The organism is Lysinibacillus sp. YS11, from assembly GCF_002896375.1.
GTDB lineage: Bacteria > Bacillota > Bacilli > Bacillales_A > Planococcaceae > Lysinibacillus > Lysinibacillus capsici.
In genome coordinates this window covers 2,836,038-2,859,161 of the sequence record NZ_CP026007.1, presented here as the reverse complement: position 1 = coordinate 2,859,161, position 23,124 = coordinate 2,836,038, and the positions used below count along the sequence as shown (strand labels likewise).

Below are 23,124 nucleotides of genomic sequence, written 5' to 3'. Positions count from 1 at the left end.
TTTAGAGGTGACAATTTGTGTTAAGAGAGCTTAGTATTCGAAACTTTGCCATCATTGAGGATTTGACTGTCAGCTTTTTAGAAGGCTTAACAGTTCTCACTGGGGAAACAGGTGCCGGAAAATCTATTATCATTGATGCGGTGCATTTACTTGCAGGAGGACGAGGCAACACTGAATTTATTCGTCATGGCGCAAGAAAAGCAGAATTGGGTGGCTTATTTCAAATTTCGAGTTCAGTTCATCCTGTTCTGAAAAAGTTAGAAGAAGCAGGCATTGAAATAGAAGAAGATACAATTATTTTACGTCGTGATTTGAATGATACCGGTAAAAGTATTTGCCGAGTGAATGGTAAGCTCGTGCCTTTGTCGGTACTAAGAGACATTGGGGCAAGTCTCATAGATATTCATGGCCAACATGAAAATCAAGAGCTAATGGATGAAAAGCAGCACATCAATTTGCTTGATCAGTTTGCAGAAGAAGAGCTGTCGCCGATTCAAAAAAACTATCGCGCCCAATATGATGAATACCGTTTGCTCAAAAAAGACTTAGCTTCTATATCCATTGATGAGCAGTTGATGGCACAACGTATCGATTTGTATCAATTTCAAATTAAAGAGTTGGACGAAGCTAATTTAAAGTTAGGTGAGGAAGACGAGCTTCTAGACGAACGCCGTCGTCTGATGAATTTTAATAAAATTTTTGAACGTTCTAGTGCAGCCTATGAAGCCATTCAGGGCGAAACGAAAGGGCTTGATTGGATCGGAACAGCAATGGGTGCTTTAGAAGATGCTGCAACGGTTGATGAGCAATTCAAAGAATCATCTGAGGCAGTGACAACTGCGTTTTATGCATTACAGGATGCAGCCTATCAGGTCAAAAATGTGTTAGATGAATTGGAATTTGACCCTGCACGTTTAAACGAGGTTGAGCAGCGTTTAGCGTTGTTGCAAACTTTAAAACGCAAATATGGAACGACAGTGGAAGAAATTTTAGCTTATTATGAAAAAATTAAAAACGAGTTAAATGAGCTGTTGAATCGTGATGAGATTTTGCAGGTGAAAGAACGACGTGTGTTAGAGATGGAAGCTGTACTCAATGAGCTGGCTAGTGAACTTTCAACTGTACGTAAAGCTGCAGCTCAACAATTGAGTGAAGCAATTATGGCAGAGCTACGTGAATTACATATGGAAAAAGCAAAATTTATTGTCAATTTCGATGAATTACCCTATTTTGATGCCAATGGGAAAGATCAAATTATCTTCTACATTTCCACAAACGTTGGGGAACCACCAAAGTCTTTACCGAAAATTGCATCAGGTGGAGAATTATCACGAATGATGCTAGCGTTGAAAACCATTTTCTCTTCTTCCAATGGAATTACTTCCATTATCTTTGATGAGGTGGATACAGGTGTCAGTGGTCGTGTTGCGCAGGCGATTGCAGAGAAAATTGCCGCGATTTCTGTTAATTCTCAAGTTTTATGTATTTCACATTTACCTCAAGTTGCAGCGATGGCTGATCATCATTACTTCATTAAAAAAGAAGTCGAGCATGATCGAACGTTTACTTCCTTATCAGAAATTGATCAAGATGCTCGTATAGAGGAAGTTAGCCGTATGATGTCTGGAACGGAAATTACAGCGTTGACACTACAGCATGCGACGGAGCTTTTAAAAATGGCAGATGAACGAAAAAAACAAATGCGTTAACCATTATTCCAGAAACAGTTTCAGCTGTTTCTGGCTTTTTTCATTTTGCGCAAATATTTACCGCTTATAAGAACGTCACAACAACACATAGTAAAAAGACAAAAATGAAAAGGAGGTGTCGTATGAATCGTCATTGGCGTCAATTAGTCATTTTGCCTATGCTCATCTTTTTATTAGTGTTGCCTATACAAGCTTTAGCCGCCAAAAAGCTTATACCAATGGGCGAAGCAATTGGAATTCAACTTCAATTGTCCCATGTATTTGTCGCACACGATGTACTGTTAGCTTCCAATCAGTGGATGAAAGGAGGCGCTGTTATTGAAAAAATAAACGATATACCAGTAAAATCTCTTGCTGATGCCAAGCAGGCTGTGGCAAAAGATGGCCAACAGACATGGACGATCAATAGTGAAGGCCAACAAATTACATTGGAATTACAAAACCAAGAAGCAGAGCATGTCATTTCCTTTTTAAAAGATGAAACAGATGGAGTAGGAACACTGACTTATATTGATCCAGAGACAAAAAATTACGGTGCATTAGGTCATCAAATTGTCGATTCAACCCTACAAGAAGCCCCTGTTTTTAGAGCTGGCTCCATTTTTTTAGCTTCTATTCAGCAAATCCGAAAAAGCACACCAGGCCAACCTGGCTATAAAATCTCCTCCATTGAAAAGCATCAAGAACGTCTAGGTAGTATAGATAAAAATACTATTTATGGTATTTTTGGCCGCTGGGAAGACGGTTATCAACAAAGATTACCCAAAGCGATAGAAATTATGCATGAAAAAGATATAAAAACGGGGAAAGCTGAAATCTATACAGCCATTGAAGGCAGTAAGGTGGAAACCTTTTCAATAGAAATTACCAAAGTGGAAAATGAACGCCTTGAATTTATAGTATCTGACGAGAAGCTCATTGAAAAAACAGGTGGCATTTTGCAGGGAATGAGTGGCAGTCCTATTATCCAAGACGGTCGTTTTGTCGGTGCTGTGACACATATGTTTGTGGAGGAGCCGAAAAAAGGTGCAGCGCTAACAGTAGCGGAAATGTTAAGAAGGTCTTCATAAAAAGTTATGAAAGGTAAAAATCCGTTTAATTTTCCCCAGGCAGGACAAAAGCCGCGGGAAACTACACGGATTTTTTACCTTTATTTCATCGAATCCAACATGTATTTCCGATAATTTCCTGAAGAAGGCATGATATTTAAAAAAACTGTAGTTTTATCTACTAAATTTATCTAAAATAAGTTATAAGAGCATTCGACAAGTCGCGTCATTTAGCGTAACTTGTCGATATTAAAAGAAAGTATCGGACTACATACTCATTTTTGGAAATAGAAAAGGTTTTTAAAACAAAAATGTCGAAAATTCCACAGTGTGCCAAAAACGGCATTTAGGGGTTTAGGTTATCGCTTTGAGGTGTTCAAAGCAAGTCCAGAAGGAGGAATTGAAATGACAAAGGTAAAAGTAGCGATTGCAGATGATAATCGTGAGTTATTAAAAACAATGGAGCAGTATTTTCAAGGACATGCCGAAATAGAAATTATTGCAACTGCTTCAAATGGAAAAGTATGTCTACAAATGCTTGAGGAATTTACACCAGATATTTTACTTCTAGATATAATAATGCCTCATCTTGACGGTTTAGCTGTATTAGAGTCCATGTATCAAAATGAGAAAATGTCATCAATTCAAGTCATTATGCTCACGGCTTTTGGCCAAGAGGATGTCATGAAACAGGCGGTGGATTTAGGAGCTTCTTATTTCATGCTAAAGCCCTTTGAATTCGACCAATTGGTACAAAAGATTTTACATTGTGCTGGACAGAAGGCGACACTTCCGAAAAAGACAAGCGTATTACAACCGACAGTACCTCAAAATTAAATCAGCATCAATTAGACAGTACGATTACAGCCATCATCAAAGAAATCGGTGTACCTGCACATATTAAGGGCTACTCCTATTTGCGTGAAGCCATTCAAATGGTCTTTGAGGATATTGAATTATTAGGATCTGTGACAAAAATTTTATATCCAGAAATCGCTAAAAAATTTAATACGACACCATCCCGCGTGGAACGTGCGATTCGTCACGCCATAGAGGTAGCCTGGAATCGTGGCAATTATGAATCCATTTCGTCAATGTTTGGCTATACAGTCCATCACTTGAAATCCAAACCAACAAATAGCGAATTCATCGCCATGATCGCAGACAAAATTCGTATTGATATGATGGCTAGCTAGTACCGATTTATATCATTAACATATACAGCAATTATACTTCGCATAGTATAGCGCCTTTTTAAATCTATAGTTTAAAGGGGCGCTTTTTTTGTTACTTGAACAAATACTGTGGAAATTTCTGTGGCTGACCTTTAACATTGAAATCGTTAAAAGAACGTCAAATCAGCTAAAAATACGCGATATATACATGTATAGTGGATTTAACGTCATATTCTAAAGATGAAGAGTAAAATCATTTGAGACCTTTCTACAAACTTATAGTAGGTGATTACAATAAAAAGTATAAATTTTCAATTAGAGGGAATGAATTCGCTCGAAATCACACAGATAACAGAAGAGCTATTTGAGGTGCGTTTAGCATTCGATGGTAAAATAAGTATGCAATATATGAATCAACAGCAATTGATACAACTAGGTTCTACTTTCCGAATTGAAAGGAATATCAATACATTGTTAGTTAAAAAGACCTATTTAGACCTATAGTTTAGTGGGAAGCACCCGTGGATACCTGTACTTGGAAGATGATATATTAAAAATAGCCTGATGGAATTACTTTGAATTTATCGGTAATTTTAATAAAAAAACTCAAAAACAAACAATTTATTAGTACTAAATATCTATACCATTTTAGGGTAAATAAAATATTGTCTTATATTTTAATGATTAAGTGGTACTATTTTCTTTCTCGGTAGTGACAATGGTCTCTAAACAAATGTAAGTGGATTGTATATACTTACATATAGAGGGAAGGAGGAGGTAGCTTGATTCTAGTTCGAAATGAAAACTTCGAAATTTCTGAGGAAAATGGCAAGGTATTTATGCTTACTTTTAGCGCAGGTTTCCCATTAAAAGAATTTGATAGCATCCTACGTAGTCATCCACGACTGAAATTATCTAATTTTTCAATTTTAAAAAATGTGTTATCAACCCAGAATACCAATCCTGTTGAAATTGGACGCTGGCTTCCGAACATTGAAGCAGAAGTGGCACGTGATAAGATGTCAGCCTCTGTTTTTATATATGAAACGCATGATTATATTCAAAATAATAAAGAAAAATTAACACAACAAATCCGAGAAACACTCAATGAAAATGGAATTATACATGGCATATTAGATTTTGATATATTGAAGGCTGAACCAGGAAAAGCATTCTTAATTGCTCAAGGTGAGCAACCTATAGCAGGAATAGATGCACAAATTACATACTTACCTAAACCCGAGAGAAAGCCAGTCATTCGTGAAGACGGTAAAGCGGATTACTATGATATGAATTTTATTTCGGAAATTTCAGAAGGCTCTTGGCTAGGTGAAAAGATTCCTGCTACATTAGGTAAACCAGGGAAAAATGTGCTAGGTCAAGAAGTTGCTGCTGTACCTGGACGAGATTATCCTATCAAATATGATACAAAATCTGCCTATGAAGTGGAAGAAGACGGAAAAATCGTCATTCGCTCGAAAATTGCTGGCGTTTTAGATGATGTCAAAGGCATGATTGGTGTAAACAGGCACCTTCCTATAAATGGTGATGTAGGAGTAGAAACAGGTAACCTTGAATTTAATGGTTCACTTAGTATTAAAGGTACAGTAACAAATGGCTATACAGTTATTGCGACTGGAGATATTTCCATTGAAGGGGCTGAGGGTGTAAGCGGTGCCAAGCTTATTAAATCCATTGAGGGTGATGTATATATTCGTGGGGGCATCTTTGGTCTTGGTTCAACAGTGGTAGAAGCAGGTGGCAATATATTTGTTAAACATGTAAATGAAGCAAATTTATTTGCAGCTAATAGTATTCATATTGGTTTTTACGCACTAGGTTCACAACTTTCTGCTCATTCAATATATGTGGATGAACGAAAAGGTAAAATTATTGGGGGACGTGCAGTAGCTAAAAATACGATTGTTACGGCCATTTCAGGAAACCGATTAGAGCGTCGAACAGATTTAATAATAGAAAGTATTAATAAGCAGGAAAATAACACCGTGATGCAGGAAAAAGCAGCACAGCTAAAACAATTGCAAACAGAGATTTCAGCACACGAGAATAGCATGAAAAATTTATTACCTTTTCTCAATCAAATGTCCAAAGAACAATCAGCGTCATTTGAGGTAACAAAACAAGCCTTAACTAAATTAAAGGCTGAAGCGATTACATTAGATCGTGAAATAAAACTATTAATGGATGAAATGCGTCATGTAGGGAAAGAAGAGATTATTGTGACAAAAGAGGCGCACCCTGGAACTTATATTCAAATTGGTAGAAAATCATCTTTATTAAGCAAAATGACGAATGGTAAATTCCTACTAGAATTTGGTGAGTTAAATGTCTAAGGCAGCTTTTATCCCTGTTTTTGCACATCGAGGTGCTTCTGCTTATGCATTAGAGAATACCTTTCAAGCTTTTGAAAAGGCATTAGAGCTAGGTGCTGATGGGATTGAACTAGATATTCAATTCTCAAAAGATGGATTACCTGTAGTGTATCATGATCCACAATTATCGAGGTTAGTAGGCACCAATAAATTGGTGAGCGATTGTACGATGGAGGAGCTTCTGCGCTTTAAACTTGGCAAGCCTTGGAGACGTCTATTTTCGTCCTATAAAATGCCAGCGTTTGAGGCAGTTTTAGCATGGGCAAATATACAGCAGATGCCGTTGAATATTGAATTAAAATCAACGATATTGGACAATAAGAGTGGGCTAATTCATTTTCTTGGAGGCTTGGCTCTGCCAAAAGGTAGTCATGTTTCATCCTTTCACTATGAGCTTTTAGAGATCGTAAAAAAGCATAGACCTGAATTTGAAACGGCCCTTATTGCTACGAAAAAAATAAAATGGGATCTTCTAGCTGATTATAAAGCGGCTGATAGTGTGCATATGCATAAAAGGTACTACAAACCAAGATATTTGGAGGCCTGTGTTACAAGTGAAAAAGCATGTCGTTTTTATGCTATTGATGGCACGGAACCATTTTTAACTAATCCGCACCCTTCTGTTATTGGTTGGATTACGGATTATCCTGATAAAGTTATCACATCTCAGCAGCGGATATAAAAAGAGCTATCCAGTAAGTCTTGCATGACTTATTTGGATAGCTTTTTTTATTTTTTTTGGAAGCGTGGTGCTACTTTTCCGTTTTTTCGATCGCGATGCAGTAAAAATCCAGCGAAAAAACCAAAGCCTATGACGAAGAAAATGACACCAACTACAAATTGCAGCCATAAAAATGGGAATGGTGAAATAAGCTTACCAAATAATGTATCACGCATAAATTTAATGCCACCTGCAGCCATAAGACCTGGAATAAGCATTACAATAAATGCAGCTAAACGGGCCATGTATACCCCTCCTTATTCCTATGATTAATTTTACCTGTGGATGGGGGAATGTCAAGGAAGGGTATAAACCAATATAATATTTTTAGCTAAAAACGTGACAGGACAGAAAGTAGCAATTGTAACTGAATGTTTAGAAAATTCTTACTTAAATAAGAATATGTAATAATAGTTGCGAAATTGTGAATTTGTCAGTATTGTAAAAATAAGTGGAGCAATATTATCCATTACTAAACAATTTCTTCTTTAAGTATTAGGGTCTAAACACCTACTACCGAATAGGAGCTTAGGAGCTCAGAATTTGCTGAGTGAGGACGCTATGAAGATTAGATTGTTAGATAAAACTTGATTGGATGGGCATTTGGGGATGCACTTTCCAAAGCAAAGGGGCGAGTTTCATGGAAATCTTCAAGTATATGGAAAAGTATGATTACGAACAATTGGTATTTTGCCAAGATGAAGCATCAGGGTTAAAAGCGGTTATCGCTATCCATGATACAACACTTGGACCAGCACTAGGTGGAGCACGTATGTGGACGTATGCGTCGGAAGAAAATGCAATTGAAGATGCATTACGTTTAGCACGAGGAATGACTTACAAAAATGCTGCAGCTGGTTTAAACCTTGGCGGTGGAAAAACGGTCATTATTGGTGACCCATTTAAAGATAAAAACGAAGAGATGTTCCGTGCGTTAGGTCGTTTCATTCAAGGATTAAATGGCCGCTATATTACAGCTGAAGATGTAGGTACAACGGTATCAGATATGGATTTAATCCATGAAGAAACAAATTATGTAACAGGAATTTCTCCTGCATTCGGTTCTTCAGGTAACCCATCTCCAGTAACAGCTTATGGTGTTTACCGTGGTATGAAGGCAGCTGCAAAAGAAGCATTCGGTTCAGACTCACTAGAAGGATTAAAAGTTTCTGTACAGGGTCTAGGAAATGTAGCCTACAAGCTTTGCGAGTATTTACATAATGAAGGGGCAAAACTTGTTGTAACAGATATCAATCAGGCAGCTATTGATCGAGTTGTTAATGACTTCGACGCGATTGCAGTGGCACCAGATGAAATCTATGCGCAAGAAGTAGATATCTTCTCACCTTGTGCATTAGGGGCAATTTTAAATGATGAAACAATTCCGCAATTAAAAGCGAAAGTGATTGCTGGATCTGCAAATAACCAATTAAAAGATTCACGTCATGGAGACTACCTACATAAATTAGGTATCGTCTATGCACCAGATTATGTAATCAATGCTGGTGGTGTTATTAACGTTGCGGATGAATTATATGGCTATAATCGTGAACGTGCAATGAAACGCGTTGATGGCATTTATGATAGTATTGAAAAAATCTTTGCTATTTCAAAACGAGATGGCATTCCAACATATGTGGCAGCGAACCGCTTAGCTGAGGAACGTATCGCTCGCGTAGCAAAATCGCGCAGCCAATTTTTAAAAAATGAAAAAAATATTTTACATGGTCGCTAATTTAGACAGTTGATACATGAAGAGAAGTCGCATTGTCGACTTCTTCTATTTTCAACAAGAAATTAGGGCTTTAATGAAGTAAAGCTAAAGTTTTTCTAAAGCACTGACTGTTAAAAAAATCACTTGGTTATTGTTTAATAGAATCCTTTAGCACTTTTCTCAATAGGGGGAATAAACATGGCTCAAAATTATGATGTTGTCATTTTAGGTGGAGGTACAGGTGGATATGTTGCAGCCATCCGAGCTGCTCAGCTAGGCTTAAAAACAGCCATTGTAGAGCGTGAGCGTTTAGGAGGTACATGCTTGCATAAAGGCTGTATTCCAAGTAAAGCGTTACTCCGAAGTGCCGAAGTATATCGTATGGCTAATAAAACAGCTAGCGAATATGGTGTCGATATTGAAGGTGTAACATTACAATTTGACAAAGTTCAAGCTAGGAAACAAGCAATCGTTGAGCAATTAAGCCAAGGTGTGAATACACTGATGAAAAAAGGCAAAATAGATGTTTATCATGGTACAGGGCGAATTTTGGGTCCATCTATTTTCTCACCTATGCCTGGTACAATATCTGTAGAAATGTCCAATGGCGATGAAAATGAAATGCTTGTGCCTACGAATGTTGTCATTGCAACGGGCTCAAAGCCTCGTGGTATGGCAGGGTTATCGATAGATGGGCAATATGTGCTGAATTCAGACCACGCATTACAGTTAGAAAGTTTACCAAAGTCACTGCTAATCGTTGGTGGTGGTGTTATTGGAATTGAGTGGGCATCTATGCTATGCGATTTTGGTGTATATGTAACAGTAGTAGAATATGGTCCATCCATTTTACCAGCTGAAGATGCGGACATCGTTAAAGAAGTGACGAAACAACTTGAGAAACGAGGCGTTCGTATTGTTACGAATGCTCGCTTAGATACAAATACATTCAAAATTGAAAATGATAACGTTTTCATTTCTGCGCAAGTGAATGAAAAAGAAGAAGTTTTTGAGGCTGATAAACTATTACTTTGTGTAGGACGTGAGGCGAATACGCAAGGTATTGGTCTAGAAAATACAGAGATTGAAGTGGAAAATGGCTTTATTAAAGTGAATGGTTCCTATCAAACGAAAGAGTCTCATATGTATGCCATAGGAGATGTGATTGGTGGCTTACAATTAGCGCATGTTGCTTCTCATGAAGGGCTTTCAGCTATTGAGCATATAGCAACAGGGAAAACCGAGACATTGGATGCACTAAAAGTACCGAAATGTGTTTATTCCTATCCAGAGGTTGCTAGCATTGGATTAACAGAAAGTGCTGCTAAAGAACAAGGATTTTCATTAAAGATTGGTAAATTCCCGTTTAAGGCCATTGGTAAAGCATTAGTAAATGGAGAGACAGAAGGCTTTGTCAAAATTATTGCTGATGAAGAAACAGATGATATTTTGGGTATTCATATGGTAGGGCCTCATGTAACAGATTTAATTGGTGAAGCATCCTTAGCAAAAGTGTTAGATGCAACACCATGGGAAATTAGTCAGGCAATTCATCCACATCCATCCTTAAATGAGGTGTTAGTGGAGTCTGCTCTAGCAGTGGATGATCGCGCTATCCATTTTTAATTTTCTGAATTTCATAACTAACATATCCAAATGTGGGGATATAGGATAAGATAGTTATTTCTCTATAATACGAAAGGGGTGTTCGTATGCAAGATGTTCAAATCAAACATGAAGATTTAGGTTTGTCAAATGAAGATGTACTTGCTATGTTCGAAACAATGTTAATGGCCAGAAGACTAGATGAGCGTATGTGGTTGTTAAACCGTTCTGGTAAAATTCCGTTTGTAATTTCCTGTCAAGGTCAAGAGGCGGCACAGGTTGGAGCAGCCTTTGCACTGGATAAAAGTAAGGATTATATTGCACCTTATTATCGTGATATGGGTGTTGTTTTACATTTTGGTATGACACCAAGAGAACTGATGCTATCTGCGTTTGCTAAAGCAGAAGATCCAAACTCAGGGGGTCGTCAAATGCCAGGCCACTTTGGTCAAAAGAAAAATCGTATTTTAACAGGTTCATCTCCTGTTACGACTCAAGTTCCACACGCAGTGGGCGTTGCACTTGCAGGACGTCTACAAAATGAAGATTTTGTTTCTTTCGTTACGCTTGGTGAAGGTTCATCCAACCAAGGAGACTTCCATGAAGGAGCGAACTTTGCAGGTGTGCATAAGCTACCAGTCATTATTATGGTAGAAAACAATCAATATGCGATTTCTGTGCCAGTAGAGCGTCAACTAGGCTGTGCAAAAGTATCTGATCGTGGGATTGGCTATGGAATGCCAGGAGTGACCGTGGATGGGAAAAATCCGTTACAAGTGTATAAAGTGGTGAAAGAGGCTGCAGATCGTGCACGTAATGGGGAAGGTCCAAGCTTAATCGAAACAGTCACTTATCGTTTAACAGCCCATTCTTCAGATGATGATGACCGTCAATACCGTACGGCTGAAGATATTGCAGAAGGCAAAGCGAAGGATCCAATTGTATTATTTGAAAAGTATTTAATGGATACTGGCGTGATGACTGACGCGATACGTACTGAAATCGAAGAGCGTGTTATGGCAGAAGTAAATGAAGCAACTGATTATGCTGAAGCGGCTCCATATGCACAACCAGAGCATGCACTTAAATATGTTTATGCACCAGTGGACGGAGGTGACATGTAATGGCAGTAATGTCTTATATTGATGCGATTACATTAGCAATGAAAGAAGAGATGGAACGTGACGAACGAGTTTTCATTTTAGGAGAGGACGTTGGTCGTAAAGGTGGTGTATTCAAAGCCACTACTGGGCTATACGATCAATTTGGTGAATACCGCGTGCTTGATACACCGCTTGCAGAAAGTGCAATAGCTGGTGTGGGTATCGGTGCTGCGATGTACGGTATGCGTCCGATTGCTGAAATGCAATTTGCTGATTTTATTATGCCAGCTGTCAATCAAATCGTCTCAGAGGCAGCCAAAATTCGTTACCGTTCTAATAATGACTGGACTTGTCCAATGGTCATCCGCGCACCTTTTGGCGGAGGTATTCACGGGGCACTTTATCATTCACAATCCGTTGAAGCACTTTTTGCTGGTACACCTGGTTTGAAAATTGTCATTCCATCAACACCGTATGATGCAAAAGGCTTATTGAAAGCTGCTATTCGTGATGAAGATCCAGTATTATTTTTCGAACATAAACGTGCCTATCGTTTAATTAAAGGGGAAGTACCACTAGATGATTACACATTGCCAATTGGTAAAGCAGATGTAAAACGTGAAGGAGATGACGTGACAGTCATTACCTATGGTTTAGCAGTCCACTTTGCTTTACAAGCGGCAGAACGCCTAGCTGCGGATGGTATTTCCGCTCATATCCTTGACTTGCGTACAGTTTACCCTCTGGATAAAGAAGCGATTATTGAGGCTGCAAGTAAGACAGGTAAAGTATTGCTTGTCACAGAGGATAATAAAGAGGGTAGTATCATGAGTGAGGTTGCTGCAATTATTGCAGAACATTGTTTATTTGAGCTTGATGCACCAATTCAACGTCTAGCGGGACCTGATGTGCCAGCCATGCCATATGCACCAACGATGGAGAAATATTTTATGATTAATCCTGATAAAGTGGAACGTGCTATGCGAGAACTTGCTGCGTTCTAATAGATTACAACAAGGCTGAATGAAAAAATAAAAGCCTCAGACGGAACAACAGATTTTGACTTTGCACATATGAAAGTCAAAATCTGTCTAAATGCCTGTCTACGTTTAATGTTTTTAGCGCTGCATCAGGTACAATGACGCCTAGGCTTAATTGATGGGAGGAATAAAAGATGTCGGTTCAAAATATTACAATGCCACAGCTCGGCGAAAGTGTAACAGAAGGTACAATTGAAAAATGGCTTGTAAAGCCTGGAGATACAGTTAAAAAGTATGATCCATTAGCAGAGGTTGTTACAGATAAAGTAAATGCTGAAATCCCGTCATCATTTGAAGGGGTTATCACGGAGCTACTTGCGCAAGAAGGTCAGACATTACCAGTTGGAGCAGTCGTTTGCTCGATTGAAATAGCGGGAGAAGGTGAATTACCAGCACCGCCACCTGAAAAAAAATCAACGGTAAGTACGGCTATTTTAAATGCAGGTGTTCAAAAGAAACAGGAGGCACCACAGCAGGTAGCAGCTCCAGTATCTGCACCAAAAGAGGCACGTACGGGTAAAGTACGTTATTCACCAGCTGTTCTTCGACTTGCACAGGAGCATGATATAGCTTTAGACCTTGTAACAGGTACTGGCGAGGGTGGTCGTATTACACGAAAAGACCTGTTAAAGCTCATTGAAACAGGTAATATCCCAACGGCAAATGATGTAGCACAAGCAGCTCCAACCGTTCAAACGACATCAGCACCTACAGCAGCTTCTGCACCACAGCAACAAGTGGAAAAAGCAGCTGCACCTGTACAACCTATTCATCCAGGAGATATCGAAATTCCAGTGACGAAGATCCGTCGTGCCATTGCGAATAATATGGTGAAAAGTGTACATGAAGCGCCGCATGCTTGGATGATGATGGAAGTGGATGTAACAGATTTAGTGACTTATCGTGATAGCTTAAAGAATGAATTTAAGCAAAAAGAAGGCTTTAATCTTACATATTTCGCCTTCTTTGTAAAAGCGGTTGCTCAAGCTTTAAAGGAATTCCCAATGCTGAATTCGATGTGGGCGGAAGATAAAATCATTCAAAAACATGACATCAATATTTCGATTGCAGTAGCAACGGATGATGCCTTATTTGTACCTGTTATAAAACACGCAGATGAAAAATCCATTAAAGGAATTGCGAAAGAAATCAATGAACTGGCTATCAAAGTTCGTACAGGAAAATTAGCAATGGATGACATTACTGGTGGTACATTTACAGTGAATAATACAGGTGCATTTGGCTCTGTTCAATCAATGGGCATCATCAATTACCCACAAGCAGCGATCCTGCAAGTGGAAAGTATTGTAAAAAAACCTGTTGTTTTACCAGGTGGAATGTTTGCTGCACGTGATATTGTGAATTTATGTTTATCATTAGATCATCGTGTGCTTGATGGACTTGTCTGTGGTAAATTCCTAAATAGAGTAAAAGAAATACTCGAAAATACAAATAAATCTTCAACGTCAGTCTACTGATGACTTGTCGGAAACCTGCTGTATAAGGGTTTCCGATTTTTTTTATGCTTTTCGAGTCGCAATTTGTCATGTAGAATAACAAATAGAAACTACTAAGGGGGGAAGCTGATTAAGCGTCCGCATGTCAAACAACATGAAAAATATTGAATTTGAAATACCAGCCTATTCAGACTGGCAAGATGCAGCAATCAAAGCTTTAAAAGGGAAACCATTTGAGTCACTATTCACAAAAACAAATGAAGGTGTTACACTACAGCCGCTTTACACGCAAGAAAGTTTAGTAGCTAAGCTTGGAGAAGAGCTTGATTTACAAGTTGCCACAATCCGTTCCCTACAAAATGATCAAGTATTTCAGGTGGCACAACAAATTCACGCTGATTCAAGCGAAGCTTTTTTTGCACAGCTTGAGGATAGTCTAGCTCGAGGCAATGAAGTTATTACAATTGATAGCCGAGTGAGCTTTGCTTGGACAGAAGAAGTATTGGTCAAATTAGCATCATATTTCTCAGAATATTCGTTTAAAATTACTATTGAAAATTCAAAAGACCCATTATTAGCAGTATTCGACAACATTCCAGTAGATCAACAAGAAGCCATTAAAGGTTACATTATTTCAAAAGACCCTATCACTTTGACTGCATTTCCGAACGTGCGCTCAGTCAGTGCAGACACAACGGTTTATCATAATGAAGGTGCTAACGCTGTACAAGAATTAGCCTATGCACTTGCATTAGCAGCCAAATTTGCAGAACAAGAAGAAAGCTTTGAAGCGTTCTCGAAGAAATTCTTTGTATCATTTGCCATTGATACACAATTCTTTACGGAGATTGCAAAGCTACGTGCTTTTAAAGTACTTTGGAAAGCGTTCTCATCCGCTTATGGCGTAACAGATCATATCAAAATCCCTACTGTTGCTGAAACATCATTAAGAAGCTTTTCTAAATTAGATGTGTATGTAAATTTACTACGCTCTTCAAATGAAGCGCTTTCTGGTTTAATCGGTGGTGCTGATCTCTTTACGGTTCATCCACATGACGTGTTAACAAAACCTACGGATCAATCCATTCGTATCGCTCGTAATGTATCATTAATTTTAAGAGAAGAAACAAATGTCTTAAAAGTAAAAGATCCAGCAGGGGGCTCTTACTTTATCGAGTCGTTAACAGCAGATTTTGTGAAAGAAGCATGGGCACTATTTTTAGACATCCAGGCAGCTGGCGGTATCGATGAATATACAGCCTCTGGCAAGCTTGCAGAAGAAGTGGAAGCATCCTATCAAAAACGCATCAAAGCTGCCCAAACACGTAAGCAATCATTAATTGGAACGAATATTTATGCTAATCCAGCTGATATTCTTGAACAGGATACAAATCCATTATTTGCTGATATTAAGCGTATCGCTGCTCCATTTGAGGACTTACGTGCAGACATGACAGCAGCAGATGTAAAAACAGGTATTTTAGCATTAGGATCATTAAAAAGCTCTAAACCACGCGCAGATTTTGTAGCGGGCTTCTTAAACACAGTGGGTCTTGTACCAGAAAAAAGTGAGCCAGTGACAACTGTAGAAGAGGCAGTAGCTTGGCTGAAGGCGACAGAGGCTAAGTATGTAGTGATTGCAGGCAATGATGATGATACAAAAGCATTTGTATCGGCCATTTTAGCTGAAAAACCAGCAAATGTGCTTGTAGATGTAGCGGGCAAATTTAAAGACGAAGAAGAAGCATGGTTAGCAAATGGCTTAAACGGCTTTATTTTCGCAGGACAAAACATCATTGAAAAATTACAGTCCGTGTTTGCGAGCATGAAGGAGGTCCAACGATGAGCAAGCCAAATTTTAATGCAGTAGAAATAGAAAAGGTTTTGACAGCTGAAGCACCTCAAGCGTCTGAAGACAAGTTCATGACAAATGAGGGGATTGAAATTAAAGATATTTACACAAAAGAAGATATTAAAGAGGCTAAACATCTAAATGATGTGGCAGGGATTGCACCCAACACACGTGGACCATACCCTACTATGTATGTAGCACGTCCATGGACGGTTCGGCAATACGCTGGTTTCTCAACTGCTGAAGAATCCAATGCCTTTTACAAACGAAATTTGGCCATGGGACAAAAAGGTCTTTCTGTCGCGTTTGATTTAGCAACACACCGAGGCTATGACTCTGATCATCCACGTGTAACAGGGGACGTAGGAAAAGCTGGGGTTGCGATTGACTCAGTTGAGGATATGAAAATCCTTTTCGATCAAATCCCGTTAGACCAAATGTCAGTTTCAATGACAATGAATGGTGCCGTATTACCCGTCCTTGCATTCTATATTGTAGCAGCAGAAGAACAAGGGGTAACGCCAGATCAATTAGCAGGTACTATTCAAAATGATATTTTAAAAGAATACATGGTGCGTAATACATATATTTACCCACCAGCTATGTCAATGAAAATCATTGCAGATATTTTTGAATATACAGCGAAGTATATGCCAAAATTTAACTCTATTTCAATTTCTGGTTACCATATTCAAGAAGCAGGCGCAACAAATGACATTGAGCTTGCCTATACATTAGCAGATGGCTTGGAGTATGTACGAACAGGATTAAAAGCAGGCATTGATATTGATGCATTTGCACCTCGCTTATCGTTCTTCTGGGCAATTGGTATGAACTATTACATGGAAGTTGCTAAAATGCGTGCAGCACGTCGTATTTGGGCACAAATGATGTCTACGTTTAACCCGAAAAATCCAAAGACATTAGCATTACGTACGCACTCCCAAACATCTGGCTGGTCATTAACTGAGCAAGATCCATTTAACAATGTTGCACGTACTTTAATCGAAGCAAATGCCTCTTCGATGGGACATACGCAATCCCTTCATACAAATGCATTAGATGAAGCGATTGCACTTCCAACAGATTTCTCAGCACGTATCGCGCGTAATACACAGTTATTTTTACAAGAGGAAACAGCGATGACAAAAGTCATTGATCCTTGGGGTGGTTCGTACTACGTAGAGAAATTAACAGAAGAAATTACGAAATCTGCTTGGGCGTTAATCGAAGAAATTGAAGCGCTTGGTGGTATGGCTAAAGCGATTGAAACGGGACTTCCAAAAATGAAGGTTGAGGAAGCTGCAGCAAAACGTCAAGCGAAAATTGATTCTAAAACAGAAACGATTGTTGGCGTGAATAAGTATCGCTTAGCAAAAGAAGAGCCAATCGATATTTTAGATATCGATAATACCATTGTTCGTCAAAAACAAATTGAACGTTTAGAAGCGATGAAGGCAGCTCGTGATGAAGCGGAAGTTCAAAAACATTTAGCTCGCTTAACGAAGGCGGCTCAAGATGGAGAAGAAAACCTGCTAGCGGTAGCAGTGGATGCAGCGCGCGCTCGTGCTTCTTTAGGTGAAATATCTGATGCGATTGAAGCAGTTTCTGGTCGTCATAAAGCGGTCATTCGTTCGATCTCTGGTGTTTACTCTGCAAACTTCTCTGATGAGGAGCAAATTGCGGAAGTGAAACAAATGACAGAAGAATTCCTTGAAAATGAAGGTCGTCGTCCGCGTATTTTAGTTGCTAAAATGGGACAAGATGGACATGACCGTGGTGCAAAGGTTGTCGCAACTGGTTATGCAGATTTAGGCTTTGACGTAGATATTTCTCCATTATTTATGACGCCTGCTGAGGCTGCTCAAATGGCTGTTGAAAATGATGTTCATGTTATTGGTGTGTCTTCACTAGCAGCAGGACATAAAACATTAGTGCCTGAATTGATAGCTGAGCTTGAAAAACTAGGTCGTGAAGATATTATCATTATTGTGGGTGGTGTTATACCAGCACAAGATTATGATTTCCTTTATAATGCTGGTGCAGTAGCCATTTTCGGACCAGGTACAGTGATTCCTGTATCCGCACAAAAAATTATTGAAGAAATCTACAAACGTTTAGGCTATGAGGAAGTGTCTGAATAATGGACAAAAATAAAGGAATGGAAGAAAGTGCGCTATTTGTCATGGACGGAGTAGAGGCGACTCACGACGGGATGCAATATGGTACACCCAAAAAGTTCCGAAAGAAAAAGGCAGACACTCTAAATGTAGGAGAGCTTGCACAACAAGTACGTGCGGGCTCTCGCACACATTTATCAAAAGCCATTACCCTCATTGAAAGTTCAAACGCTACCCATAAAGTACAGGCACAAGAACTATTGCAGGAGCTTCTTCCACATACAGGCAATAGTATCCGAATTGGCATAACAGGTGTGCCTGGGGCAGGAAAAAGCTCATTCATAGAGGCTTTCGGTACTATGCTTTGTGATATGGGGAAACGAGTTGCTGTTCTTGCCATTGATCCAAGTTCTTCTCTATCGGGAGGAAGTATACTTGGCGATAAAACGCGTATGGAAGAGCTCGTTAAGAAGCCTAGTGCATTTGTGCGTCCATCGCCATCGGCAGGTACCCTAGGGGGTGTTCACAAAAAGACACGAGAAACCATGTTAGTTTGTGAGGCAGCAGGCTATGATGTGATTTTAATTGAAACAGTGGGTGTTGGACAAAGTGAAACCTATGTCCGTGGCATGGTTGACTTCTTCCTGCTTCTTGTTTTAACAGGAGCGGGGGATGAATTGCAGGGCATGAAAAAAGGCATTATGGAATTAGCAGATGCAATTGTCGTGCATAAGGCGGATGGTGATAATGTACGTCTAGCTAAAAAAACGGTTGCAGAGTACAAACAAATTTTGCACTTTTTACAGCCTGCTACACCTGGTTGGATGTCAACTGCCATGCCTGTTAGTTCACTAGAAAATCGAGGACTTGATAAGGTTTGGGAAACAATTGGGGAATTCAAGCAAATCGTAGAAGCAAATCACTATTGGGCTACCCGACGCCAGCAACAAACAAAAGAATGGTTCCAATCGATGATTACCGATCATTTAATAGATATCTTTTATGGAAACCCGCAACGTAAAGCACAAGTACAACAGCTTGAACGTCAAATTTTAAGTGGACAGTTGACAGTTACACAAGGTGTGGATCGTTTATTTAGCGAGGAGCAGGAAGACAAGTAAACGAGTCTTATTGAAATCGTAGTAATTTCAACTGAAATGTGTTGAGCAAGTAGGTGCACAAATTGCTTGCAAACTGCTATGATAAGAGATGGATAAGCGTCAAAAATCTACTATCTGAAATATAACTAAATTGGCGCGAACTTGAAAGGAGCTATCGCTATATGAATATGGATTACGATTTATTTATGCAGGAAATTTTAAAAACAGCACGTGCTGAAATTGAGGCAGCTGGTTATGAACAATTAACAACACCAGAAGCTGTAGAAGAGGCGTTTGCTCGTCCAGGTACAACATTAGTAATGGTGAACTCAGTGTGTGGTTGTGCGGGTGGTATCGCTCGTCCAGCAGCAGCACAATGCGTTCATTATGATAAACGTCCAGACCATTTAGTAACAGTGTTTGCAGGGCAAGATAAAGAGGCAACTGCAGCAGCGCGTTACCATTTTGGAGAAGATCATCTACCTTCATCACCATCATTCGTTCTATTAAAAGACGGACAAGTTGTCGCAGAAGTGGGACGCTATGAAATTGAAGGGCATGACCCAATGTCAGTTGTGACAAATTTACAAGCAAACTTTGAAGAATATTGTGACGAGCTTTAAGTCTATTCTTGCATAAGAAAAATCATTTTCAATCAAGTAGAAAAGCCTCATAGATCATGCTATCTATGTAGGCTTCCTACTGATCCTCATGTATAGGTAGTTTCATTATTATTAAAATTTTTGTAATATTGGCTAAATAATTAGCTGAATGAGTGAAGAGTACTAAAGGATGGGAGGCAGTCGGCCTGAAGAAGTTTTCAATCGGCTATCGAACTTTAAAAACAGCAATTGGTGCGGCCATCGCTATTGCCATTGCACAGTATTTTGATTTAGCCTCATATGCATCTGCTGGTATTCTAACCATATTATGTGTGCAGCCAACAAAAAAGAAATCCATTTATGCAGCCTATACACGATTGGTTGCAAGTATTGTAGCAATGCTTTTTGCCTTTGTAAGCTTTGAGTTATTTGCTTATCATCCACTTACACTAGCAGGCATGCTTATACTCTTTATTCCTACTATTGTATCTTTAAAGGTTGCGGATGGATTTATCTCCAGTGTCGTGATTATTATGCATATTTACGCTGCTGAAGGTTATTCATTAACACTTGTTTATAATGAATTAGCGTTGATGGCTATCGGTTATGGAACAGGGATTGCCATTAATATGTATATGCCAGACATTCAAAAGGAATTAAATTACTACAGAGTCAAAATAGAGGAGCTATATAGTAAGATTTTTTTAGAAATTGCCAGCTATTTACGGCAAGGAGATACGTTGTGGAACGGCCAAGAAATTATCGATGCAATCAAAGCACTAGAAGAGGCAAAATCATTAGCGTTTAAAGATGTTCAAAACCATTTTACAAGACGTAAAAATGATTACTATGTATATTTCGATATGCGAGAGCAGCAGCTAGAAATTATCGAAAGAGTGCTACCCAAAGTGACGACATTACCTGTTATAGTACAAGAGGCTGAAATTGTGGCAGATTTTTTACAAGACCTAGGTGAGCATGTTCATTCGGGGAATACGGCTAGTCAGTATCGCGAAAAACTCGAACATGTTAAGCGCGATTTTTCTCAGCTTCCTTTACCACAAAGCCACGAGCAATTTATCGCTCAGGCAGCCCTCTATCAGTTTATAGAGGAAATGGACAGGTATTTAGAAATAAAGCAGTCATTTAAAGGGTTAAAGGCTAAAAAAGAGCGCCCACAGTAGTGTGGACGCCTCGTGCTTTGCCTTAAATTATCATAGATAATCCGAATGCTAGAGATGAGATTAGCATAATTGCGATCATACTATAAATAACGACTTTTTGAAATTTTTTATTACTCATATGCTCGTTCGCTCCTTCTTTTCTTATAAATAGTTTAGCAAATCTGAAAAATTTCTCAAGTAGTAGAGTTTTGACAAAAAAGTCTGTAAAATAGAGTATGTACCATAACAGAAGGAGATGTCACCATGGAGAAAGTAGACCATATTGGGATTGCAGTGCGCGATCTTGATGAACGCATTACATATTATACAGAAACTTTGGGCTTAAAGTTGATGAAAGTGGAAGAAGTAGAATCTCAACAGGTTCGTGTGGCATTTATCGATGCAGGGAACGTGAAAATCGAGCTATTAGAACCAATGAGTGATAAAAGTGCCATCCATGGTTTTATTGAAAAACGTGGAGAAGGAATTCATCATGTTGCGTTTGGTGTGACGGGAATTCGTGAACGAATGGCAGAGCTTCGTGAAAAAGGTGTACGTCTCTTATCCGAAGAGCCAGGGCCAGGTGCTGGAGGGGCAGAGGTTGCGTTTATGCATCCTAAATCCTCATTTGGGGTGTTATATGAATTATGTGATAAAAGTGGAAAAGGGGATAAGTGATTAGTATGGATATGTTCGACAAAATCAATGACTTGTATGACCGTAAAACGGTAATTGAACTTGGTGGTGGCTATGATCGCATCGATAAGCAGCATGAGAAGGGGAAACTTACTGCTCGTGAGCGTATAGACTTGTTGCTAGACGAAGGTACATTTTTCGAAATCAACCCATTTATTACACACCGTACAGTAGACTTCGGCATGGAAAAAATGGAGGGACCTGGTGATGGTGTCGTAACTGGATTCGGTAAAATTAACGGACGTCCAGTATACTTATTCTCTCAAGATTTCACAGTGTTTGGTGGGGCGCTTGGAGAAATGCATGCGAAAAAAATGGCAACAGTGATGGATCTAGCTGCTAAAAATGGTACACCATTTATCGGCATCAATGACTCAGGCGGTGCACGTATTCAAGAGGGTGTTCTTTCATTAGATGGCTATGGTCATATCTTCTACCGAAATGCCATTTATTCTGGTGTGATTCCACAAATCTCTGTGATTATGGGACCTTGTGCTGGTGGAGCTGTTTATTCTCCAGCTATTACTGACTTTATTCTAATGGTGGATAAGACATCTCAAATGTTCATTACAGGACCTAAAGTAATCGAAACGGTAACAGGAGAGAAAATTTCTGCTGAAGATTTAGGTGGTTCGAAAGTAAATAATGCGGTCAGTGGGAATGCTCATTTCCGTGCTCCTTCTGAAGAGGCAGCGATTGATGAAATTAAAAAACTACTAAGCTACTTACCACAAAACAATAAAGAAAAGGCACCTCGTCAAGCTAGACCTGAAGGGGATGACTACCGTCCAGAAATCGTAGATACAGTACCAATCGAAACAACACGTCCATATGATGTACGTAAAGTTGTTGAGCAAGTAGTGGATGAAGGTTCGTTCATGGAAGTACATGCAGAGTTTGCTAAAAACGTAGTAGTCGGTTTTGCACGTATTGCTGGCGAATCAGTTGGACTTGTTTGTAACCAACCAAAAGTTCTTGCTGGTGGCTTAGATATCGATTCTTCTGATAAAGCAGCTCGTTTCATTCGTACTTGTGATGCATACAATATCCCAATCATCACATTTGAAGACGTTTCTGGCTTCTTCCCAGGTGTTAAACAAGAACATGGTGGTATTATTCGTCATGGTGCGAAAATTCTTTATGCTTACTCAGAAGCGACTGTTCCAAAAATTACAGTGATTTTACGTAAAGCTTATGGAGGCGCTTACGTTGCGTTAAACTCTAAATCAATTGGTGCTGACCTTGTATTTGCATGGCCAAATGCTGAAATTGCTGTTATGGGTGCTGCTGGCGCAGCTAACATCATTTTTGCCCGTGAAATTGCAAAATCAGATGACCCAGAAGCAACTCGTGCAGCAAAAATCGAAGAATATAAAGAGAAATTTGCTAACCCATATGTTGCAGCATCTCGCGGTATGGTAGACGACGTAATCGATCCACGAGATACACGTATCAAGCTGATTCAAGGACTTGATATGCTGTCAAACAAACATGAAACACGTCCAGAGAAAAAGCACGGTAATATTCCTCTATAATAGTCATACAAGCCTAGCAGCTCAAAAGTTGCTAGGTTTTTCATTGCCAAAAAGTGAAACATTTTTGTATGTCATCCGTACTGATAGATA

Annotated in this window: 19 protein-coding genes and 1 pseudogene; 18 read left to right on the top strand and 2 right to left on the bottom strand. The window is 39.2% G+C overall.

The window, feature by feature from the left end; translation table 11 throughout:
- Positions 1-17 precede the first annotated feature (17 nt).
- The 6 genes and pseudogenes from recN to LBYS11_RS14145 all read left to right on the top strand — a co-directional run bounded on the left by recN (position 18) and on the right by LBYS11_RS14145 (position 7,008).
- Complete coding sequence (gene recN, locus LBYS11_RS14170; RefSeq protein WP_054549167.1) at positions 18-1,709, top strand: DNA repair protein RecN; 1,692 nt, start codon at positions 18-20, stop codon at positions 1,707-1,709.
- 122 nt (positions 1,710-1,831) lie between these two features.
- Positions 1,832-2,779, top strand: a complete 948-nt coding sequence (locus LBYS11_RS14165; protein WP_048392300.1) for a SpoIVB peptidase S55 domain-containing protein — start codon at positions 1,832-1,834, stop codon at positions 2,777-2,779.
- A gap of 384 nt (positions 2,780-3,163) precedes the next feature.
- A pseudogene (gene spo0A / locus LBYS11_RS14160) lies at positions 3,164-3,954 on the top strand (sporulation transcription factor Spo0A).
- Between the two features lie 303 nt (positions 3,955-4,257).
- Positions 4,258-4,437, top strand: a complete 180-nt coding sequence (locus tag LBYS11_RS23715) for a hypothetical protein (RefSeq protein ID WP_103118411.1) — start codon at positions 4,258-4,260, stop codon at positions 4,435-4,437.
- A 278-nt stretch (positions 4,438-4,715) separates the two neighbouring features.
- A complete protein-coding gene (locus LBYS11_RS14150; RefSeq protein ID WP_048392301.1) occupies positions 4,716-6,287 on the top strand; it encodes a flagellar assembly protein A in 1,572 nt (523 codons plus the stop codon).
- Positions 6,280-7,008 carry a glycerophosphodiester phosphodiesterase gene (locus LBYS11_RS14145; RefSeq protein ID WP_103118410.1) on the top strand — a complete coding sequence of 243 codons (729 nt, stop codon included), beginning with the start codon at positions 6,280-6,282 and terminating at the stop codon, positions 7,006-7,008. Before LBYS11_RS14150 ends, LBYS11_RS14145 begins: the two co-directional genes overlap by 8 nt.
- A 47-nt stretch (positions 7,009-7,055) precedes the next feature.
- Here the strand turns inward: LBYS11_RS14145 and LBYS11_RS14140 are convergent, their stop codons facing one another.
- Positions 7,056-7,292 carry a DUF2627 domain-containing protein gene (locus LBYS11_RS14140; RefSeq protein WP_004231186.1) on the bottom strand — a complete coding sequence of 79 codons (237 nt, stop codon included), beginning with the start codon at positions 7,290-7,292 and terminating at the stop codon, positions 7,056-7,058.
- 395 nt (positions 7,293-7,687) lie between these two features.
- Here LBYS11_RS14140 and LBYS11_RS14135 point away from each other — a divergent pair, with 395 nt between their 5' ends.
- From LBYS11_RS14135 to LBYS11_RS14090, 10 genes are all read left to right on the top strand, one after another.
- Positions 7,688-8,782 (top strand): Leu/Phe/Val dehydrogenase, encoded by a 1,095-nt coding sequence (locus tag LBYS11_RS14135; RefSeq protein ID WP_103118409.1) that lies wholly within the window; start codon positions 7,688-7,690, stop codon positions 8,780-8,782.
- Positions 8,783-8,959: 177 nt separating this feature from the next.
- Complete coding sequence (lpdA, locus tag LBYS11_RS14130; protein WP_103118408.1) at positions 8,960-10,387, top strand: dihydrolipoyl dehydrogenase; 1,428 nt, start codon at positions 8,960-8,962, stop codon at positions 10,385-10,387.
- Between the two features lie 86 nt (positions 10,388-10,473).
- Positions 10,474-11,490 carry a thiamine pyrophosphate-dependent dehydrogenase E1 component subunit alpha gene (locus LBYS11_RS14125; protein ID WP_048392305.1) on the top strand — a complete coding sequence of 339 codons (1,017 nt, stop codon included), beginning with the start codon at positions 10,474-10,476 and terminating at the stop codon, positions 11,488-11,490.
- Positions 11,490-12,473 (top strand): alpha-ketoacid dehydrogenase subunit beta, encoded by a 984-nt coding sequence (locus LBYS11_RS14120; protein WP_016993882.1) that lies wholly within the window; start codon positions 11,490-11,492, stop codon positions 12,471-12,473. The genes LBYS11_RS14125 and LBYS11_RS14120 overlap by 1 nt, the downstream gene beginning before the upstream one ends.
- Before the next feature lie 170 nt (positions 12,474-12,643).
- On the top strand, positions 12,644-13,987 hold the full coding sequence (locus LBYS11_RS14115; RefSeq protein ID WP_048392306.1) for a dihydrolipoamide acetyltransferase family protein: 1,344 nt from the start codon (positions 12,644-12,646) through the stop codon (positions 13,985-13,987).
- 121 nt (positions 13,988-14,108) lie between these two features.
- The gene (locus LBYS11_RS14110; protein ID WP_103118407.1) at positions 14,109-15,812 is read left to right on the top strand and encodes a methylmalonyl-CoA mutase family protein; all 1,704 of its coding nucleotides are present in this window, start codon (positions 14,109-14,111) and stop codon (positions 15,810-15,812) included.
- Positions 15,809-17,962, top strand: coding sequence for a methylmalonyl-CoA mutase (scpA, locus tag LBYS11_RS14105; RefSeq protein WP_004231201.1), 2,154 nt, complete (start codon positions 15,809-15,811; stop codon positions 17,960-17,962). The genes LBYS11_RS14110 and scpA overlap by 4 nt, the downstream gene beginning before the upstream one ends.
- Positions 17,962-19,059: a methylmalonyl Co-A mutase-associated GTPase MeaB gene (meaB, locus tag LBYS11_RS14100; RefSeq protein WP_103118406.1), complete on the top strand. Its 1,098-nt coding sequence runs from the start codon at positions 17,962-17,964 to the stop codon at positions 19,057-19,059. The genes scpA and meaB overlap by 1 nt, the downstream gene beginning before the upstream one ends.
- Before the next feature lie 161 nt (positions 19,060-19,220).
- Positions 19,221-19,661, top strand: coding sequence for a BrxA/BrxB family bacilliredoxin (locus tag LBYS11_RS14095; protein ID WP_004231203.1), 441 nt, complete (start codon positions 19,221-19,223; stop codon positions 19,659-19,661).
- Positions 19,662-19,813: 152 nt separating this feature from the next.
- Positions 19,814-20,824, top strand: a complete 1,011-nt coding sequence (locus tag LBYS11_RS14090; RefSeq protein WP_081010952.1) for an aromatic acid exporter family protein — start codon at positions 19,814-19,816, stop codon at positions 20,822-20,824.
- 22 nt (positions 20,825-20,846) lie between these two features.
- Here the strand turns inward: LBYS11_RS14090 and prli42 are convergent, their stop codons facing one another.
- Complete coding sequence (gene prli42 / locus LBYS11_RS23985) at positions 20,847-20,942, bottom strand: stressosome-associated protein Prli42 (RefSeq protein WP_009370219.1); 96 nt, start codon at positions 20,940-20,942, stop codon at positions 20,847-20,849.
- A 125-nt stretch (positions 20,943-21,067) separates the two neighbouring features.
- Between prli42 and mce the strand changes: the two genes are divergently transcribed.
- Positions 21,068-21,481 carry a methylmalonyl-CoA epimerase gene (gene mce, locus LBYS11_RS14085; protein WP_004231207.1) on the top strand — a complete coding sequence of 138 codons (414 nt, stop codon included), beginning with the start codon at positions 21,068-21,070 and terminating at the stop codon, positions 21,479-21,481.
- A gap of 5 nt (positions 21,482-21,486) precedes the next feature.
- Entirely contained in the window at positions 21,487-23,034 is a 1,548-nt protein-coding gene (locus tag LBYS11_RS14080; RefSeq protein ID WP_009370220.1) for an acyl-CoA carboxylase subunit beta, read from the top strand.
- Positions 23,035-23,124 lie beyond the last annotated feature (90 nt).